This is a genomic window from Ruegeria discodermiae, from assembly GCF_030758345.1.
GTDB lineage: Bacteria > Pseudomonadota > Alphaproteobacteria > Rhodobacterales > Rhodobacteraceae > Ruegeria_C.
In genome coordinates, this window is sequence record NZ_JAVAMO010000017.1 from 25,008 (window position 1) to 41,972 (window position 16,965).

The following is a 16,965-nucleotide window of genomic DNA, read 5'->3' on the forward strand; positions in this document are numbered from 1 at the left end:
TCTGGACCCACTAAATTGGTTGCCGTCAACTCGGCTGCGTGATTCAAACCGGCGTTGTTGCAGAACTCTTTGTGCGAGGGATTCACAACGTTAAGCCTCATGGTTAGACGGGTTGGATGAGTAAGCCATCATCCGCCCGTTACCGCGTCACGAACTGGTCTGACTACAACGCTGCCCTTAAGAAGCGCGGGTCTCTTCTTGTCTGGCTGGACAAGGATGTGACCTGGTTGGCGGCGCATGAGGGTCGGCCTGGTCGACCGCCGGTCTTTTCGAATGCGGCGATCCAATTCTGCCTGTCGATCAAGGGGATCTGTCGCAAAGTTTCTCCCTGGTTCCGAAACGAATGCTGGAACTTATCGAATTGGGCGAGATTACCATCGGCAGCTGCTCCGATTTGATCGGAGCAGCTGGTCGAGATGACCAGTTTTCAAACTTTGCGACAGATCCCCTCGATCCGGTAACGGGCAAAATCGCCGCGACGGAGTCGACCACTGAACATGTGGGCGATGAAACGGCACTGCCAGCTTTGCTCACTGACATTGATGACGATGTGAGCCGGTTTCTGGCGGATGGTGCGTATGACGGCCAGGGCGTGGCAGACTGCCTGATCGAGAAGTTCGGGCATGAGGTTGAGATCATTATTCCTCCGCCGAAAAACGCGGTTCACGGCAAGAACGCACAACGCAAGCACCACATCGATGTCATCGCTCAAAGTGGCAGAATGAGCTGGCAAACGATGACGGGATACAACCAGAGATCACGGGTCGAAGCCCAGATCGGCAGATGGAAACAAGCTATTGGCGATCGCCTGCAAACGCGTCATTTTGACAATCAAATAGCCGAAGCGAAAATAGCATCAAATGCGCTCAACCGCATGGCTGGCCTCGGTCGTGCGGTGTATGAGCGCGTCGTCTGAAGTGATCAGGCAAGGGGCCAATCCGCCCCAATTCTGATCCATGCAATACACTCCTATGAGATCATTTCCTTTGATTGGGGTCGCCAGGTTCGGGACCTTTCTAGCTTTGTTCCGGTCGACGCGGTGACCTTGTCACGACGGTTTCATATTTCTGTTGAGGCCATAACTGCCGCATTTGGTGAAGATACTGATCAAAAGGTCTGGATTCGAAACCTATGAGTGCATTTAAGCGGCTTTCGATCCGAATTTCTTGGATCTGTCGCAAAGTTTCTCCCTGGTTCCGAAACGAATGCTGGAACTTATCGAATTGGGCGAGATTCCCATCGGCAGCTGCTCCGGTTTGATCGGAGCAGCTGGTCGAGATGACCAGTTTTCAAACTTTGCGACAGATCCCGTGGGCGAAGAGAATAACTGCCAAGCGGAAAGCGCGACCCAACCCAACAGACCAATCAACTTCTGCACGCAGGATCCCCGTCTGGAATAAAACATCTGGACAAAGAAAACATCAGATGTTTACTATCACCTCATGAGTGAACTTCTGTACTACGATCTGAAAGATTCCGCGGGCGTGGCGCCCGGTCTTGCAACGCAAGTGTGTCGGGAACTTGGACGACGCATTGTTGCCGGGCATTTTCCTGAAGGCAGTTTGATCGATGACGAAAACAAGCTGTGTACCCGTTTCGGGGTCAGCAAGTCTGTTGTCCGTGAGGCGATCAAGCTGTTGGTTGGCAAGGGGCTGCTGGAGGTGCGTCGCGGCAGCGGAACACGGGTTCGGCGGCGCGCAAGCTGGAACCTTCTGGATGATGATGTGCTGGCCTGGCATCAAGGCATCGAGCCGAAGCCCGAGTTTCTGCGCCAGTTGATGGATGTCAGGCAAATGGTGGAGCCCAATGCTGCCGGCTGGGCGGCTCAAACGGCAACGCCAGAACAGATCGAAGACATTCGCAAAGCACAGCACGACATGGAGCAGGCGACGTCGATCCAGGACTTCGTGGTCGCCGACGCATTGTTTCACCGCTCCGTCCTGCGCGCTGCAAACAATGAAGTTCTTATCGCTCTGGAGGGCGTGATCTTTTCGGCTCTCCTGAGCTCAATCAAAGTGACAAACAGCGATCCACGCAAAAACGAACGATCTTTGCCACTGCACCGGCAAGTGTTGAAGGCGATAGAGGCTCACGACAGTGAAGCGGCCTCATCCGCGATGCGCGAGCATTTGGCCGATACCTATGAACGCCTCTCAGGAGCTTTGCCAGATTTCAACGCGACACGTGGCGCAAGCGAATAAAAAGGGATGAAAATTCCACTTCCCGGAAAGGTGGCCGGGCTAGTGGTGACGACACGAGACATGCTTCAACCCAGCCTCATGTCGTCAGGTTGGCCCGAATTGTCGGGAGAACTCCACCAGATAATCCGGCGCAATGCGCCAGAAACATCGACGAGGAGGATATGATGTTTTCAAAGCTTTCGAAAGGCCTACTGGCTGGATCTGTCGCGACGTCTGCGTTAGTGGCGGCCGGAACGGCATCGGCGGAAGACATGGTCGCCCTGTTACTGCCAGAAAATGTGAATCCGCGCTGGGAACAGCAGGACGCGGCCGCGTTTGTGCGCACTATGGGTGAGATTGCACCCGACGTGAAAGTTGAGGTGTTCAATGCCAATAATGATACCGCAACGCAGCAGCGTCAGGCGGAACAGGCGCTGACTCAAGGCGCAAAGGTTCTTGTAGTCATTCCCATCGATGGGGAAAGCTCGGCTATCATTGCGGATACGGCTGCCGAAGAAGGCATCCCAACAATCGCCTATGACCGGATGATCAACTCGCCTAACACCACGTTCTGGGTGCAGGCCGATCTGGAAGGCATGGGGTTCGATCAGGCGACCCACGTGATCGAGAACACCAAGGATGGCGATACTCTTGTAATGCTCAAAGGCTCGCCAACCGACCCGAATGCTGCCGTTATCCATAACGGTCAACTGCGCGCGTTGACGCCGCTGTTTGAAAGCGGCGCACGGGTCATGGGCTATGAAAACTGGACACAGGGCTGGGATCCCGCCATTGCGCGCCGCTCGATGGATCAGGCGCTGACTCAGCTGGACAACAATGTTCAGGGTGTCGTGTCTTCCAATGATGGCAATGCTGGTGCCGCCATCGCCGCGATGGAAGAGCAGGGCATGGCCGGAACGGTCCCGGTCTCGGGGCTGGACTGCACGGTGCAGGCGCAACAGCTGATGCTGCTGGGCAAACAGACCCAATGTGGCTGGCGTCCGTTGGAAGACATGGCTGCCGCTGCGGCTAAGGTCACGGTTCGGCTGGTTAGCGGTGAGGACTTCTCGGACCTTGCACCGCAAACCGTCACCAATGGTGTCGGCGCGGAAGTGGCCTATGTGCCTGTTGGTTCTTACTCGGCCATCGGTGCAGAAGGTGTTGCCTATGTGATCGAAAACGATGCTTCGATCACCAAGGACATGGTTTGTCAGGGCGAAGCTGCCTCAACCGACTTCTGCAAGTAACAAGGTCAGGTTATGACGTCTGAAAACAAAGTGGTGGGGCAAGCTGCCCCACCAGCGCACCTTGCTGTGCGTGGAATCCACAAACGATTTGGTGGCGTGCACGCCCTGCGCGGTGTCGACTTCGAGGTCGCACGCGGCGAGGTGATGGCTCTTGTTGGTGACAATGGCGCGGGCAAGTCCACGCTGATGAAAGTACTTGCCGGCGCGCATCTTGCCGATGACGGTGCGTTTTTTCTCGACGGCAAGCCGGCCGAAGTGACATCGCCCAATGATGCGAGTGAGCTGGGTATTCAGATCGTCTATCAGGACCTTGCTTTGTGCGAAAATCTGGATGTTTCGGCCAACCTTTCCCTGGGATCTGAACCCGTTAAACCCGGCTGGAGTTTCCTGCCGCGTCTTCTGCGTCCGCTCGATGACTTGGAAATGGAAGTGAAGGCCAAGAAGGCCATCGACAGGCTTGAAGTCCGCACCCTTCAGTCGGTCCGGGCCAAGGTGGGCGGCCTATCAGGCGGTCAACGTCAGGCCATTGCCATTGCGCGCGCCGTGGGCGCCGAAAGCACGGTGGTCATGTTGGATGAACCCACAGCCGCACTGGGCGTGGCGCAGACCCGTCAAGTGCTGGAGGTCGTCAAGCGCCTGCGCGAGACGAACCACGCGGTCGTCTACATCTCGCACAACATGCGCGACATTTTTGAGGTCTCGGACCGGATCACCGTCCTGCGCCACGGTACCAATGTCGCCACATACACCACATCCGAAACGAATCCGGATGAAATTGTCGTCGCCATGACACGCGGCCTGGACACGGAGAACGGCAATGCAGCCTGATGCCAAATTGACGTTTCTTGACCGGTTCAGCGCCCTACGCGAGACGCAGTTCGGGACCTTTGTTCCAGTCCTCCTCGCGCTGGCAGCAATCTGGGGGTATTTTGGGCTCGTCCTGCCTTTCATTGATTTGATAAGCGGGCAAGCAGACAGTTTTCGCGCGATCTTTCTAAGCCCGCGCAATATCTACAACCTGTTTATGCAATCTGCGGTGATTGCCACGTTGGCGGTTGGGATAACAATCGTATTGCTGCTGGGGGACATCGACCTGTCCGCAGCCGCAACCGCAGGTGTTTGCGCTGCGCTTCTGGGCGTGCTGGTGCTTAGCGGCGTGCCCGGTTGGCCAGCCTGCATCATTGTGATTTTCGTTGGCATCATTATGGGCGCAGCGCAAGGTTTGCTTGTTGCCTATGTCGGCATCCCCTCATTTGTTGTCACGCTAGCTGGGCTTCTTGGATATCAGGGCCTGATGCAGAAGATCCTGCCGACAGGAAACCTGAATGTCGGCGACCCGTTTGTGCGCGGAATAGCCCGGGTTTTGATCCCGGACCTTTGGGGAATCGTGCTGGGATTGGCCGTTGTAGGTCTTTTTGCCTATGCCAATCTGCGCAAGCAAGCCCGGCGCAAGGCGCTGGGTCTGGAACTGGACAGTGCTCTCGCCTTGTGGGGTCAAGTGATCGCCTTCACCGTCATTGTCGTGGCTGTGGTACTGACGCTTAACGCCTATCGGTCCCTGCCGTTGTTGCTGGTGCTGCTTGTTGCGATCACTGCACTCTTGGGGTGGATCACAACCAGCACACCGTATGGTCGATCCCTGTTTGCTGTTGGCGGGAATGCTGAAAGCGCGCGGCGCGTGGGGATGAAGGTCAAACGTATTCGGGTCTCGGCCTTCGCAATTGTTGGCCTTATGGCCGCTATTGGCGGAATTTTCGGAGCGTCCCGCTATGGGTCGGTATCGTATACGGCCTTCGCCGGTGGCTCCTTGCTGCTTGAGGCGATCGGGGCGGCAGTAATCGGCGGCACTTCTCTCTTTGGCGGTCGCGGGTCAGTTTGGAATGCAATCCTTGGCGCCCTGGTCATCGGATCGCTCGGAAACGGGCTGGACCTGACCGGGGCAAGCGCGGCGGACAAGCTGATGGTGTCCGGTGCAATCCTGCTTTTGGCCGTTGCGATTGATGCCTTGTCGCGTCCGAGCAATGGAAGCGGAAGGTAGGAGGCGGCTATGTCAGCGCATAAAACCATCAATCCACAGTTGGCGCTCGATGCGATCCTTGATGTCCTCATTCCCGCAAATCGCGACCGAGACATCCCGGCGGCGGGAGAACTGGGTGTGGCGGCATTCGTCACAGAGGCGGCTGCGCGCAATCCCGCTCTCAACAGCGCGCTTGTAACCTTAATAGCCCGCGCCGGCGAACTGGCGGGCGGTATTACTCCCCATACCGTCCGCCAGCTGGAATCCGAATTGCCCGAGGCGTTCAGTTTGCTGCTCACGGAAACCTACAAAGGTTATTACAGTCGCCCGGATATGCGCGCCAAGGTCGGTGTAGGATCGCATCCTGTGCATCCAGCCGGGTACGAGGTCGCCAGTGATCCGCCCGCGCTTTTGAATGAATTGACCGCGCCTGTGCGCGCTCGTGGGCCAGTGTTTCGCGATCCTACCGGAGGTCAGGCATGAAACTCGAACCCGTTGACGTTCTGATCATTGGTGCGGGGGCATCAGGCGCTGCGATTGCCTGGTCTCTGTTGGAAACACGGATGCGCATTCTGTGCCTGGAACAGGGTGACCATCTGCTGGACAAAGACTTCCCATCGCGCCGCGAGGATTATGAACTCGCTCGGTACGCCGAGTTTTCTTGCGACCCGAACGTACGAGGTCTTCCGCAGGACTACCCGATCAACGCGGAGGATAGCTGCATCACGCCGGTCAACTGGAATGGCGTGGGCGGGTCAACAATCAACTTCCTGGGCCACTGGCCGCGGATGCGCCCGTCGGATTTTCGAACCAGATCGCTGGATGGCGTGGGTGAGGATTGGCCGGTCGATTATCACGACTTAGCGCGGTTCTATGACATGAACGACCGCAACACGGGCGTCTCCGGCTTGGGAGGTAATCCGGCCTATCCCGACTATACACCGCCGCATCCACCCATTCCGATGGGCAAGCTCGGGCAAACTCTGGCGCGCGGGTTCAATGAAAAAGGCTGGCATTGGTGGCCGTCTGATGTCGCGATCCTGAGCGAAAACGACGATGGCCGCCAGAAATGCGTGAATGCCGGGACTTGCGATTTGGGTTGTGCGGCCGGCGCCAAGGGCGGAACCAATTTCACCTATTGGCCGATGCTCGAAAATGCAGGTGTTGAACTTCGCACCAAAGCGCGTGTCCGTGAGATATTGGTGGACGAGGCCAGCGGGTTCGCGACCGGAGTGCTCTATCATGCGGCCGATGGGCAGGTGTATGAGCAGAAGGCGGAACTGGTCATCGTGGCCTGCAACGGGGTGGGAACACCGCGCTTGCTGCTGAATTCAAAGTCCAAGCTGTTTCCCGAGGGCTTGGCGAACCGATCCGGTAAGGTCGGGAAGAACCTGATGTTCCATCCGCTTACCGGCGTTGCGGGCGTGTTTGATGAGCCAATGAAAGGGCACGAGGGGCCGATGGCCTGTTCGATCCTCTCTCAGGAGTTCTACGAAAGCGACCCTGACCGTGAGTTTGTACGCGGCTACGGCTTGCATTCGGGGCGTTCAACCACACCGATGACCTATGCGCTTGGCGGGTATGGGATCGACAATCCCATTCCATGGGGGGCTGAACACCGAGAGATTATGGACAATGTCTACCCCTATCTCGCTGGTCTGACCGTGGTGACGGAAGATCTGCCGGAAGAACATAACTGTGTGACCCTCGACCCAGATCTGACCGATAGCGATGGCATCCCGGCCCCCAAGATCACCTATCGCCTGGGTGAAAACACTCAGGCGATGCTGAAACATGGCGAGGCCCGCGCCCAAGAAGTTCTGTTGGCCGCCGGGGCCAGGCGTATTCTGCCCAAGGGCGACAAGGTCTGGTGGCGGGCAGGGTGGCACCAGATGGGCACCTGCCGGATGGGCAATGATCCCGGGGCATCTGTTGTGAACGGATGGGGGCGCAGCCACGACGTAAAGAACCTCTTTATCGTGGATGGTTCGATTTTCGTGACGGCGGGGGCAGTGAACCCGACCTCCACGATACAGGCGCTGGCGCTCTTTATCGGGGACCGGATCAAAACCAACATCGCAACGCTGTTTGATTGAGGTGGCCATGGAGTTTCCAACGCAAATCTACCTTGATGGGGCGCTGACAGATGGCAGCGGACGCAAAGAGGTCATCAATCCCGCCACTGAAAATCACATCGCCACCGTCACCACGGCCGGCTTCGCTGATGTCGAGCGCGCGCTACGGGCCGCGAAGTCTGCGTTTCCCAGTTGGGCTGCGACATCGATTGCGGACAGGCAAACGTGGATGCGACGGCTGCGCGATGAAGTGATTGCCCATGAAGAGTTTCTGCGCGACTGCGTGCATCAGGAAATGGGCAAGCCTTGGGCCCAAACGCATGAGGATTGGGACAGGCTAGTCGTTTCTCTGGATTTCTATGCCGAGGAAATTGCCCGCGTTCAGGATTATGGCCTAAGCGACCGGGCTGGCACCCATTCACATCGCATGGTCTATGAGCCCACCGGGGTTGCAGTGGCCTACCTTGCGTGGAATTTCCCTTTGTTGAATCTGGCGTTCAAAATTGGCCCGGCCATGGCGGCCGGGTGCCCGATCATCATTCGCCCGTCCGAGGCGACGCCAATTTCGGCTTATGCAGTGGGCGCGCTTTGCGATAAAATCGACCTGCCGAAAGGAGTGGTGCAAATTCTCTGTACGGACGGGTATGACGTCGCTGATGCTCTGACCGCCTCGACCATCCCACAAGTCGTGACCCTGATCGGCTCGACCCGGACCGGGCAGCACATCATGCGCACCGGTGCCACATCGATCAAACGCTATTCGATGGAGCTGGGCGGCAACGCTCCGGTTGTTGTGTTTGAAGACGCCGACCTCGACTTGGCCGCAGACATAGTGACCGGGGTAAAGTTTACCAATGCCGGCCAGATTTGCGTCTCGCCTAACCGTGTATTTGTGGCCGACGCGGTTCGTGAGGCGTTCACCGAAAAAGTGGTGGCTAGGGCAAATACGGCGACCGTTGGGTTTGACAAAACTGCCGACATCACAACGGGGCCCGTCATTGATGGCCGCGCATGGGCGCGCATCAAGGGTTTGATTGACGATGCAATCGCGGACGGCGCGACCCTGCTTGCGGGGGGGGACAGACCCCCGCACCTGAACAAGGGCTACTACATCGCTCCTACCGTTTTGGACAACGTGACCGAGACGATGGAAGTCTATCGACAGGAAACCTTTGGCCCCATCGTCAGCCTAATCCCGTTCACGGATGAAACCGGGCTTTTAGAAATGGCCAATGACTGCGAAGAAGGTGGGCTGACGGCCTATTTGTTCACGCGCGATCTGGGGCGGGCCGAACATTACGCCGCGCATCTGCGCTATGGCGAAATTCAAATCAACGGGGTGAAGTACGATATCGACCTGCCGCATGGCGGGATCGGTCAGTCGGGGATCGGGCATGATTGCTCGAGCCTCGCGCTACACGATTATCTTGTAAAAAAGCGGATCACGCGCGCCCTCGATAACACCGGATTTGGAGGGTTGAACCCATGAAGATCACCCGTGTCTCCAGCCATGTTCTCAGCTACGATTTGCCCGAGCCGCTAGGCTATTCTCAGCAGTATTACCATAAGCGCACAGCCCATCTTGTCGAGGTGGAGACTGACGAAGGCGTCACAGGCTGGGGCGAGTGTTTTGGTGCGGGTAATATCGCTGTGGCCAACAAAGGGATCGTCGAGCAGGTGATCCAGCCAATGGTTCTAGGTATGGACCCACTAGACCGGGATGTGATCTGGCACAAAGTTTACAACCTGATGCGCGACCATGGCCAGAAGGGAATGCCTTTACAGTCACTTTCTGGCGTCGACATCGCACTGTGGGATATCGCAGGCAAAATCGCAGGCTTACCTCTGCATAAACTCATCGGGGGTACCCATCGCGACCGCATTCAGGTCTACGGCTACGGCATGATGCTCCGTCCTGAGGGTACGGACAGTCTGGTCGCCCGCTTCACGGACGAAGCCGCTTCAATCAAGGAAATGGGATTCAGCGCGACGAAAATGAAAGTGGGGCTTGGCCCAAAGGATGACGTACGTCTGATCGAAGCAGTGCGTAAGGGCATCGGCGATGACTATCGCTTTATGGTCGATGCGAACCACGGCTACACGACGCATGACGCATTTTACGTCGGTCGCGCGATGGAAGAGTTCGCCCCATACTGGTTTGAAGAACCCGTCGCCCCGGAAGATCTTGATGGATATCGAGAGCTGCGCGCTGGTTTGAACGTCAACATCTCGGGAGGCGAGGCTGAATTCAACCGATGGGGCTGGCGCGCCTTGTTGGAAAGCCGGGGTTTAGATATCGCGCAGCCTGAGGTCTGCGCACTCGGAGGTATCACAGAATATCTGCGCGTTTTGGCCTTGTGCCACGCACATTTCACTCCGGTTGTAAATCACGTATGGGGTTCAGCCGTCGCTGTGGCCGCCAATATGCACCTGCTCGCAGCAATGCCGCCCCTGCCAGGCGGGTTGTTCCCGTGGGAACCGATGCTCGAGTTTGATACGACCGACAATAAGTTCCGAGATGAGCTGCTTGTGAATTCACTAAACATTCAATCCCAAGTCGCATCGACGGGTGGTTTTGTAGAAATTCCAAATGGGCCCGGCCTGGGGGTGGAGCCGGACCGGAACTTCATCCGCCAATACGATATCTTCAGTTGAATCCCGCTATGTCTCACCCTTCCTTCATTGCAGTTGACTGGGGAACCTCTGGCTTTCGTCTATGGGTGTTGGATGCTTGTGGAAAGACTCTTGCCGAGACCGATGGCCCATTTGGCATGTCAAATCTTGAACCCAGTGATTTTGGTCGCGTACTTGAAGAAAACTTGAATGAATTGGGCATAGGTCAGGACGTTCCAGCCATTATCTGCGGCATGGCTGGGGCCGCACAAGGTTGGTGTGAGGCCCCATACCTAACGGCACCAACACGTCTCGATAAGCTAGGGGCGGGTGCCATCAGGGTAAGTGACGCATCGCGAGAGGTGCGCATATTGCCGGGTGTTAAGCAGCAATCACCAGCCAATGTGATGCGCGGTGAAGAAACTCAGATTGCTGGGTTGCTTCATCTTGTTCCCGATTTTCGCGGCATCGTTTGCTTGCCAGGAACACACACGAAATGGGTCCGAGTCGCAGATGGAGCCATTATCGAATTCGAAACGTGTATGACCGGCGAACAATTCGCGTTCTTTTCCAGAGCTTCCGTCTTGTCACACTCGATGGTTAATCATGGGTGGAGTGATAGCGCCTTTGAGGCGGCAATCCGCTTGGCAGCAGACGACCCTGCCGCTTTGCCGCGCCGCCTTTTCGCAATTCGTGCGGGTATGCTGGTTGGAAAGCAAACTAGCGCGCAAGCCCGTGCCACTCTTTCAGGTCTACTGATCGGTCAGGAATTGATGTCAGTAAGACAGTATTGGACGGATCAAACGGTGACTTTGATTGGTGCGTCAACGCTGTGTGAGCTTTATCTGACTGCTTTGGGTTTCATGGGCGCCAGTGGGAGGGTCACGGAGGTCTCAGAAATAACTTTGAGCGGGCTTACGGCAGCTTATCAGCACCAAAGAAGGTGTTTCAGTTCTTAGTTTCCACGCATTGGAGCAATCCCTTTAACTGCTAGAGGGTAGGTTGGGTGGATCATCACGGTGTTTTTCTCGCCGTGTTTGGCAGCCAGGCAAACCATCATCTGGGCGAAGAGGCCTTTCTCGCTCCAACGTTTCCACCGACTGTAGAGTGCCTTGGGAGGTCCATAGGCTTCAGGCGCGTCTCGTCATCGCAATCCATTGCGTTTGATGAAAATAATCCCACTCAGCACCCTTCTGTCATCGACCCGTGGCCTGCCGTGCGATATCGGGAAGAAAGGGGAAAGCTTTGCCATCTGCTCGTCGGTCAGCCAGAAAAGGTCGCTCATGTCACCGCTGCGTTTTCCAAGCCGTGAATCATGCAGCGCATCGAAAATCGATGCATCCTGACCCTAACTTTCCGGGGTGCGGGACAGGATCGTGCCGCCATCTCCGCAGGCAAAGTAGTGACCTTGCGCGTCCACTGCGACTGCGCGCAGTCCGGCTGTGGTCCCTGTGGCGTCCAGATGCCAGCGTTGACCGTCGAACCGGGCCGCTGCCCCGGCAGCGCCCACGGCCATCGCATCCTGGTTGGTTCCAGTGACTGCCAGCAGATCGCTTCGGGCGCGCACCGGCGTGATCGTCCAGCGGGTGCCGTCGAAATGCCCGATCGTGCCCGACAGGCCAACGACAAAGATATCGCTCAGCGAGCGGCCCCAGACGTCAAACAGGAAATGCTCGGTTCCGGCGCTGAACTCATCCCAGCGCTGGCCATTCCAGCGCATGACCTGACCGAAATCACCCACGGCCAGCAAATGTTCGGCGTCCATTCCCCAAAGCCCGTATAGTGCGCTTTTGGTGCCGGACGGCATACGCTGCCAATCTGTTTCGTTCCAATGCAGTACCAGACCCTCGTCACCAGCGGCGAAAATCTGGCCTGCACCGTCCGACCAAAGTGACAGAAGGGTGACATCCATGTGCAGGTCGAAATGCTCGCGCCATTGGGTGCCGTCGAATTGGTGAATCTCACCTAACTGCCCGGCGGCCAGCAACCCGCCATCGGACGCGCAGGTCAGGTCGTGGATGCCAAGGTCGCCGACAGGGGGCAGGGCCTCCCACTTGCCGCGATCCTGCACCAGCACTGTGCCTTCCTCACCGCAGGCATATAGCTGGTCATGGGTCGGGTCGTGCCACATCCCCCATAACTGCCGATCCGTACCGCTTGTCTTTTCGGCCCAGACTGAAGGCTCGGCCCCGGCTTGAACAGCCGGAGCGAAACAGGTCAGCGCCTGATCGTCGCCGACAAGCACGGTGCCGAAATCACCTACGGCCATCGCCTCACCCGAGGGAAGAGAGACAAGGCCTAACAGATCGTGTCCGGTGCCACTCTGAACCCGGTCGATGCGGGTGTCGCGGATCAGGTGGATATGTCCGCTATCGCCCACGGCAAGCGTGCCCTGACCCGAGCGTCCGAGCGCACGAAAGCGGCTGAATTCCTGGTCGGTGAATAGCTTCTCAAACGTCTCGCCATCCCATCGGACCAGATCACCGCGAAAGCCATTTGCATCCACAAAATAGCGTCCGCCACAGAGCAGCGCGCCGCCATCCTCCAGTGTAAACGCCCCGGTGAAATTCGAGGCGACGGAGCATGGGAGGGGCGCCCAGCACCCTTCGGTGTCACGCAGCAATACGGTGCCGTCCCCGCCTGCCGCCAACAACCGCCCGTCGTTCAGGCGGATGACGCTGCGCAGATGTGCCCGGGTGCCGGAGACTTCGGCGGCCCAATCTGTCCCGTCGAAATGCAGGATTGTCCCCCGATCCCCGACAACCCAAGCCTGGCCAGTGTCTGAGCCGCAAATGCCAAACAACGGCGTGTTCTCTGGGGTTGAGGGGTATTTGCCACCCGCATCCACCACGCAGCCGCGGATTTTGTGCCATTCGGCACCGTCAAAACGCAGGATCAACCCCATCCAGCCTACGGCCCAAAGCTCGGACCGGTCCCGGCCCCAAAGCGCATGAACAGGCACCGGAGCGGGGCTAGACATCCGTTCCCACACCTCACCATCGAAATGAGTTATGACGCCATCATCGCCAACGACGAACAACCCGTCGTCGTCGGCCCAACCATCCCAGAACACGTTGCCCGGCCCGGTCGGCAGCCCTGCGACAGCATACCATCCCCTTGCCTCGCGCGGTCGGGACCCGAACTTGCCGCGCAGCAGGCCCCGGCGGGAAATCATCTCAGGTGATCCATCCATTTATCCGTTGTCCCTCTCGGCTCCGGCATGTTTCACGCGTTCCGCCTCGGCGCCCATCAACTCAGCCAGTTCGGCGCTCAAGCCATGGGCCACCAACGCGTTCTGCAGGTCCTGGTCCTGCAGGTTCTCGGCAAAGACATCGGGCAGAGATGCCGCGACCGAACGGTGAAAGTCGCGCTGTCCAAGCGCCGCCACCGCACGGATTGCTGGGGTGAAAGATTGCGCCACCACGCTGTCGGGCTGGTCGGCCACAACTGGCACGCCGCTGTCCGATCCCATAGCCAGTTCGGGTGACAGGGGGATCTCGGCCAGCTTGTCGATCCCGAGCGTGCTCAAGGCCTGCGTCACACCTGCATCGGGGAACAGGTGGAATTCTTCCCGGCAATGGGGACATTGCACACCGGCCATATTCACGACTGCGCCCACCACCGGTAGTCCGCGTTCATTGCAGAACCGTCCGGCCTTGAGGCTGTCCATCTGCGCCACCGCCTGCGGCGAGGTCACCAACACGGCCGAGGTATTGCTGCCCTCAAGTATGTCGCACAGGGTTATAAGTTCATTCCCTGTTCCTGGCGGCATGTCCACGATCAGGAAATCCAGCGCGCCCCAGTCGAAGCTGCCGATCAGGTGGTGAATAAAGTCGTGCTTATAGGCATCGCGCCAGACAATCGGGGTTGTGTCATCCTCAAGCATAAACGCCAGCGAGCCAATCCGTACCGGATGCGTGATCCCGTCACCCTGATAATCATGCGTCTCCAGCCCGGATTGCGAGGTGCGGATTTTGGCACCGGCAAAGCCGAAGAACCGGCTTTGATTAGGGCCGTGAATATCCGCATCCGCCACGCCTACGCGGAACCCGTCGCGGGCCAGCCCGGCGGCAAGATTGGCGCTGACGGTGCTTTTGCCCACGCCGCCCTTGTTGGCCAGAACCACGATGATCTGGTCGATCTGCTGCAGGCGGTATTCGATCAAAACCTTGTTGTGGTGGGGCTTGTCCAGTGTGCACTCGGCCTCACGCGGGCAGAACTGGCAGGCGTGGCCCAGACCGCAATCGGTTTTGACCACACTTGCCTTTTCTTCCGGGGTCAGGAAATCCACGACTTACTCCGACGTCATATCAAGCAGAATCCAGCCGTCCGATACGCGTTTCAGCCCATCGCGTTCCTTGTCGGCGCCCTGCCAAACGGCAAAGGCTATCGGCACTGTGTCGCGGGTCAGAGAGGCGTTATGCGCGCCCTCAGATTGGATCGGGCGCGACATGACGACCGTCCATTCGTTCGGATCACCTTCGTTGTTGATATACTGGCTGTCGCCGCTGACCGGCTGCTCGTCCAGCACCGTGGTGCTGCCCGGCCCCCCGGCGGCAAGGTTCTGGACGGTGTTACCACCGGGAAGCCAGTACCAGATGTTGACCGCACTGTCCGGTCCGTCGCCCATGACATATGAGGTATCGTCGCTGCCAAGGGCAAATTGCACCGCCGCGCCATCGCGGAACTTGTCGAACGCAGTCGCCGCGTTCGGGGTGTCATCGACCCAGCGCAGGCGCACATAGAAGCGCTCGGACGTGCGGGCCAGCGTCATGTACAGAAAGCTGGGCTCGGCCTCGTAGTTGACCCGCAGCTCGACAGATTCATGCACTGCTGGGGCGGGCGACATCGACACGCGGTATTCAGGCAACCGCTCCCAGATGATGTCATCGGGGTCATTGACGCGGCGCAGGTAAATCCCATCGGGGATGGTCGAGACTTTGACGCCGTCATACGCTTCGAGCAGTTTGACATTGGCATCCGCCAGCGTTTCCGAGACCGCGATCAGCGGGGTGGACAGCAGTGCAAGGGCGGTCAGGCATGTGATCGTTTTGTACATCTTTGATCTCCTTATCCCCATAGGTCTTGGGCGGGTGTCGCGGTCTGAGAGGTGTCGGCGCGGGGTGCATCCGGGTCGCGGAACGGGCCAACACGGGCCTCAAGCTCGTGAATTTGCGCCTCGGCCCAGCCGTGCAGGTCCTGGGCCAACTGCATCAGCGTGGGGTCCAGCAGCGGCACAGTATGATGGCGCAGCAGCCCGGCCACTGCGTCCAGCGTCGGGCCAAGATAGCGACACAGGAAGTCCCGTTGCGCCCGCCGATAGCCCGAGGCATCCTTGCCTTCGCGAAGCGCGCGCGCCTCAAGATGGCAGAGCACCGACATCAGTTCGAACATGCTTGCCATGTGGTCGGGTTCGTCGTTGCGGCCCTCGTCCGAGGTTGCCGCCTGGAGCCCGAAATGACGGTAGAACGCAGCGATGTTCAGCATTAAAACAGGCCGCGTCAGCCCGGCAAGGATATGTTCGTGATCCCCGGCCAGAAGGGCAGCTGTGGGTTTGCCTCCGACCCCGTGCAAAAAGGCGCGGATATATCCCGCCTCGAAGCTGTCGTAGTCGGGTGAGGACGGCATTTTCGGCCAGCCTGCACCGGTGACATCCGTCCAGGCCGCGCTGAACGCCGCCTGAAACTCGCCCGAAGTGATGGCCGCATACAGGTCACGCGAAGGATGCCCAAAGGCCAGAGCCGCCAGACGCCAGATCGTTTCCTTGGCCTGCGCCCGTGCGGGGCTGTCACCTTTGGGCGGGGGACATGAGAATGAGACCGACATCAGCTGAGCTTGAACATTTCGGCGTGGCGATAGCCGATCAGGGTATCCATCAGCTCACTCTCGCCGCCTTCGGCCTTTTTGGCACGTTCGGCGGTTATGGTGTCCAGCGCAGCACTCACGCCATCGCCGAACAGGCTTTCCAGATACTCCAGCGGCACGCGGGATTCGGTGGTGGTGCCGCCGTTTTCGTCCAGCTTGGGTGGCGAGAGCGGCGGAACGTAGAACACGTTGGGTTTTGTTCCCATCTCGGGATGCAGCGGCAGCGCCACCTTGTATTTGTCGACCAGAGTGTAAATCGGGCCTTCTTCGTCATCGCGGTACCCGATCCAGCGGATGCGGCCGACACATTGTTTGGCGCAGGCCGTGGGCAGGCCCTTTTCGATACGCGGATAGCAAAAGATGCACTTCTCGGATTTCGAGATTTCCTCGTTGAAATACACCTTCTTATAGGGGCAGGCCGACACGCAATAGCGGTAGCCGCGGCAACGCTCCTGATCGATCAGAACGATCCCGTCCTCTTGGCGCTTGTAGATCGCATTGCGCGAACAGGCGGCCAGACAGGCGGGGTTGTCGCAGTGATTGCAGAGCCTTGGTAGGTAGAAGTAGTAAGTGTTGGGGTATTCGCCCTCACCCTCATCCTCGTCCCAGTTGGCGCCCCAGGTCGGCTTCACATTCGGGCGCAACCAAGGGTCGGTGCCGGTCATCAGCGCCTCTTCGTAGTTGTAGTCCCAAGGGACCCCGTAATCCTCGGCGCTGGGTTCGGTGCCCAGCCGCAGGGCGCCGTCTGCGTCAAACCCGCCACCCATCTCGGCATAGTTCTTGGGATAGCCGGTGCCGGGCATGGTTTCGACGTTGTTCCAATACATATATTCGCGACCATTGCGGTTGGTCCACTGCAGCTTGCAGGCCGATGTGCAAGTGTGGCAGCCAATGCATTTGTTCAGGTCCAGCACCATGGACAGTTGACGTTTCACAGCCATGTCTTAATCCTCCCTCTTGCGCGGCGC

The 16,965-nt window shown here is 58.3% G+C and carries 15 protein-coding genes and 2 pseudogenes; 11 read left to right on the top strand and 6 right to left on the bottom strand.

What is annotated here, in order from left to right; translation table 11 throughout:
• Positions 1 to 116: 116 nt before the first annotated feature.
• The 11 genes and pseudogenes from Q5Y75_RS23605 to Q5Y75_RS23655 form a co-directional block, all read left to right on the top strand.
• Positions 117 to 305, top strand: a pseudogene (locus Q5Y75_RS23605) (transposase); the annotation flags it as partial.
• Between the two features lie 38 nt (positions 306 to 343).
• Positions 344 to 916, top strand: a complete 573-nt coding sequence (locus Q5Y75_RS23610; RefSeq protein WP_306202151.1) for a transposase — start codon at positions 344 to 346, stop codon at positions 914 to 916.
• 526 nt (positions 917 to 1,442) lie between these two features.
• Positions 1,443 to 2,201 (top strand): FadR/GntR family transcriptional regulator, encoded by a 759-nt coding sequence (locus Q5Y75_RS23615; RefSeq protein WP_306202153.1) that lies wholly within the window; start codon positions 1,443 to 1,445, stop codon positions 2,199 to 2,201.
• A 251-nt stretch (positions 2,202 to 2,452) separates the two neighbouring features.
• Positions 2,453 to 3,427, top strand: a complete 975-nt coding sequence (locus Q5Y75_RS23620; protein ID WP_306202155.1) for an ABC transporter substrate-binding protein — start codon at positions 2,453 to 2,455, stop codon at positions 3,425 to 3,427.
• Between the two features lie 12 nt (positions 3,428 to 3,439).
• Complete coding sequence (locus Q5Y75_RS23625) at positions 3,440 to 4,255, top strand: ATP-binding cassette domain-containing protein (RefSeq protein ID WP_306202156.1); 816 nt, start codon at positions 3,440 to 3,442, stop codon at positions 4,253 to 4,255.
• Complete coding sequence (locus Q5Y75_RS23630; protein WP_306202158.1) at positions 4,245 to 5,465, top strand: sugar ABC transporter permease; 1,221 nt, start codon at positions 4,245 to 4,247, stop codon at positions 5,463 to 5,465. The genes Q5Y75_RS23625 and Q5Y75_RS23630 overlap by 11 nt, the downstream gene beginning before the upstream one ends.
• Before the next feature lie 9 nt (positions 5,466 to 5,474).
• Positions 5,475 to 5,927, top strand: coding sequence for a hypothetical protein (locus Q5Y75_RS23635; protein WP_306202159.1), 453 nt, complete (start codon positions 5,475 to 5,477; stop codon positions 5,925 to 5,927).
• The gene (locus Q5Y75_RS23640) at positions 5,924 to 7,540 is read left to right on the top strand and encodes a GMC family oxidoreductase (RefSeq protein WP_306202161.1); all 1,617 of its coding nucleotides are present in this window, start codon (positions 5,924 to 5,926) and stop codon (positions 7,538 to 7,540) included. Before Q5Y75_RS23635 ends, Q5Y75_RS23640 begins: the two co-directional genes overlap by 4 nt.
• 7 nt (positions 7,541 to 7,547) lie before the next feature.
• Positions 7,548 to 9,008: an NAD-dependent succinate-semialdehyde dehydrogenase gene (locus Q5Y75_RS23645; protein ID WP_306202163.1), complete on the top strand. Its 1,461-nt coding sequence runs from the start codon at positions 7,548 to 7,550 to the stop codon at positions 9,006 to 9,008.
• Positions 9,005 to 10,174 carry a mandelate racemase/muconate lactonizing enzyme family protein gene (locus Q5Y75_RS23650; protein ID WP_306202165.1) on the top strand — a complete coding sequence of 390 codons (1,170 nt, stop codon included), beginning with the start codon at positions 9,005 to 9,007 and terminating at the stop codon, positions 10,172 to 10,174. The genes Q5Y75_RS23645 and Q5Y75_RS23650 overlap by 4 nt, the downstream gene beginning before the upstream one ends.
• An 8-nt stretch (positions 10,175 to 10,182) precedes the next feature.
• Entirely contained in the window at positions 10,183 to 11,091 is a 909-nt protein-coding gene (locus tag Q5Y75_RS23655) for a 2-dehydro-3-deoxygalactonokinase (protein WP_306202166.1), read from the top strand.
• Positions 11,092 to 11,129: 38 nt separating this feature from the next.
• Here the strand turns inward: Q5Y75_RS23655 and Q5Y75_RS23660 are convergent.
• The 6 genes and pseudogenes from Q5Y75_RS23660 to clrB all read right to left on the bottom strand — a co-directional run.
• Positions 11,130 to 11,417 (bottom strand): annotated as a pseudogene (locus tag Q5Y75_RS23660) (transposase); the annotation flags it as partial.
• A 63-nt stretch (positions 11,418 to 11,480) separates the two neighbouring features.
• The gene (locus tag Q5Y75_RS23665) at positions 11,481 to 13,325 is read right to left on the bottom strand and encodes a beta propeller repeat protein (RefSeq protein ID WP_306202168.1); all 1,845 of its coding nucleotides are present in this window, start codon (positions 13,323 to 13,325) and stop codon (positions 11,481 to 11,483) included.
• The gene (locus tag Q5Y75_RS23670; protein ID WP_306202169.1) at positions 13,326 to 14,423 is read right to left on the bottom strand and encodes a P-loop NTPase; all 1,098 of its coding nucleotides are present in this window, start codon (positions 14,421 to 14,423) and stop codon (positions 13,326 to 13,328) included. It lies immediately after the preceding gene.
• A 3-nt stretch (positions 14,424 to 14,426) separates the two neighbouring features.
• On the bottom strand, positions 14,427 to 15,191 hold the full coding sequence (locus Q5Y75_RS23675) for a DOMON domain-containing protein (protein ID WP_306202171.1): 765 nt from the start codon (positions 15,189 to 15,191) through the stop codon (positions 14,427 to 14,429).
• 11 nt (positions 15,192 to 15,202) lie between these two features.
• Positions 15,203 to 15,958 (bottom strand): molecular chaperone TorD family protein, encoded by a 756-nt coding sequence (locus tag Q5Y75_RS23680; RefSeq protein ID WP_306202173.1) that lies wholly within the window; start codon positions 15,956 to 15,958, stop codon positions 15,203 to 15,205.
• The gene (gene clrB / locus Q5Y75_RS23685) at positions 15,958 to 16,938 is read right to left on the bottom strand and encodes a chlorate reductase subunit beta (RefSeq protein WP_306202175.1); all 981 of its coding nucleotides are present in this window, start codon (positions 16,936 to 16,938) and stop codon (positions 15,958 to 15,960) included. The genes Q5Y75_RS23680 and clrB overlap by 1 nt, the downstream gene beginning before the upstream one ends.
• Between the last annotated feature and the right edge of the window lie 27 nt (positions 16,939 to 16,965).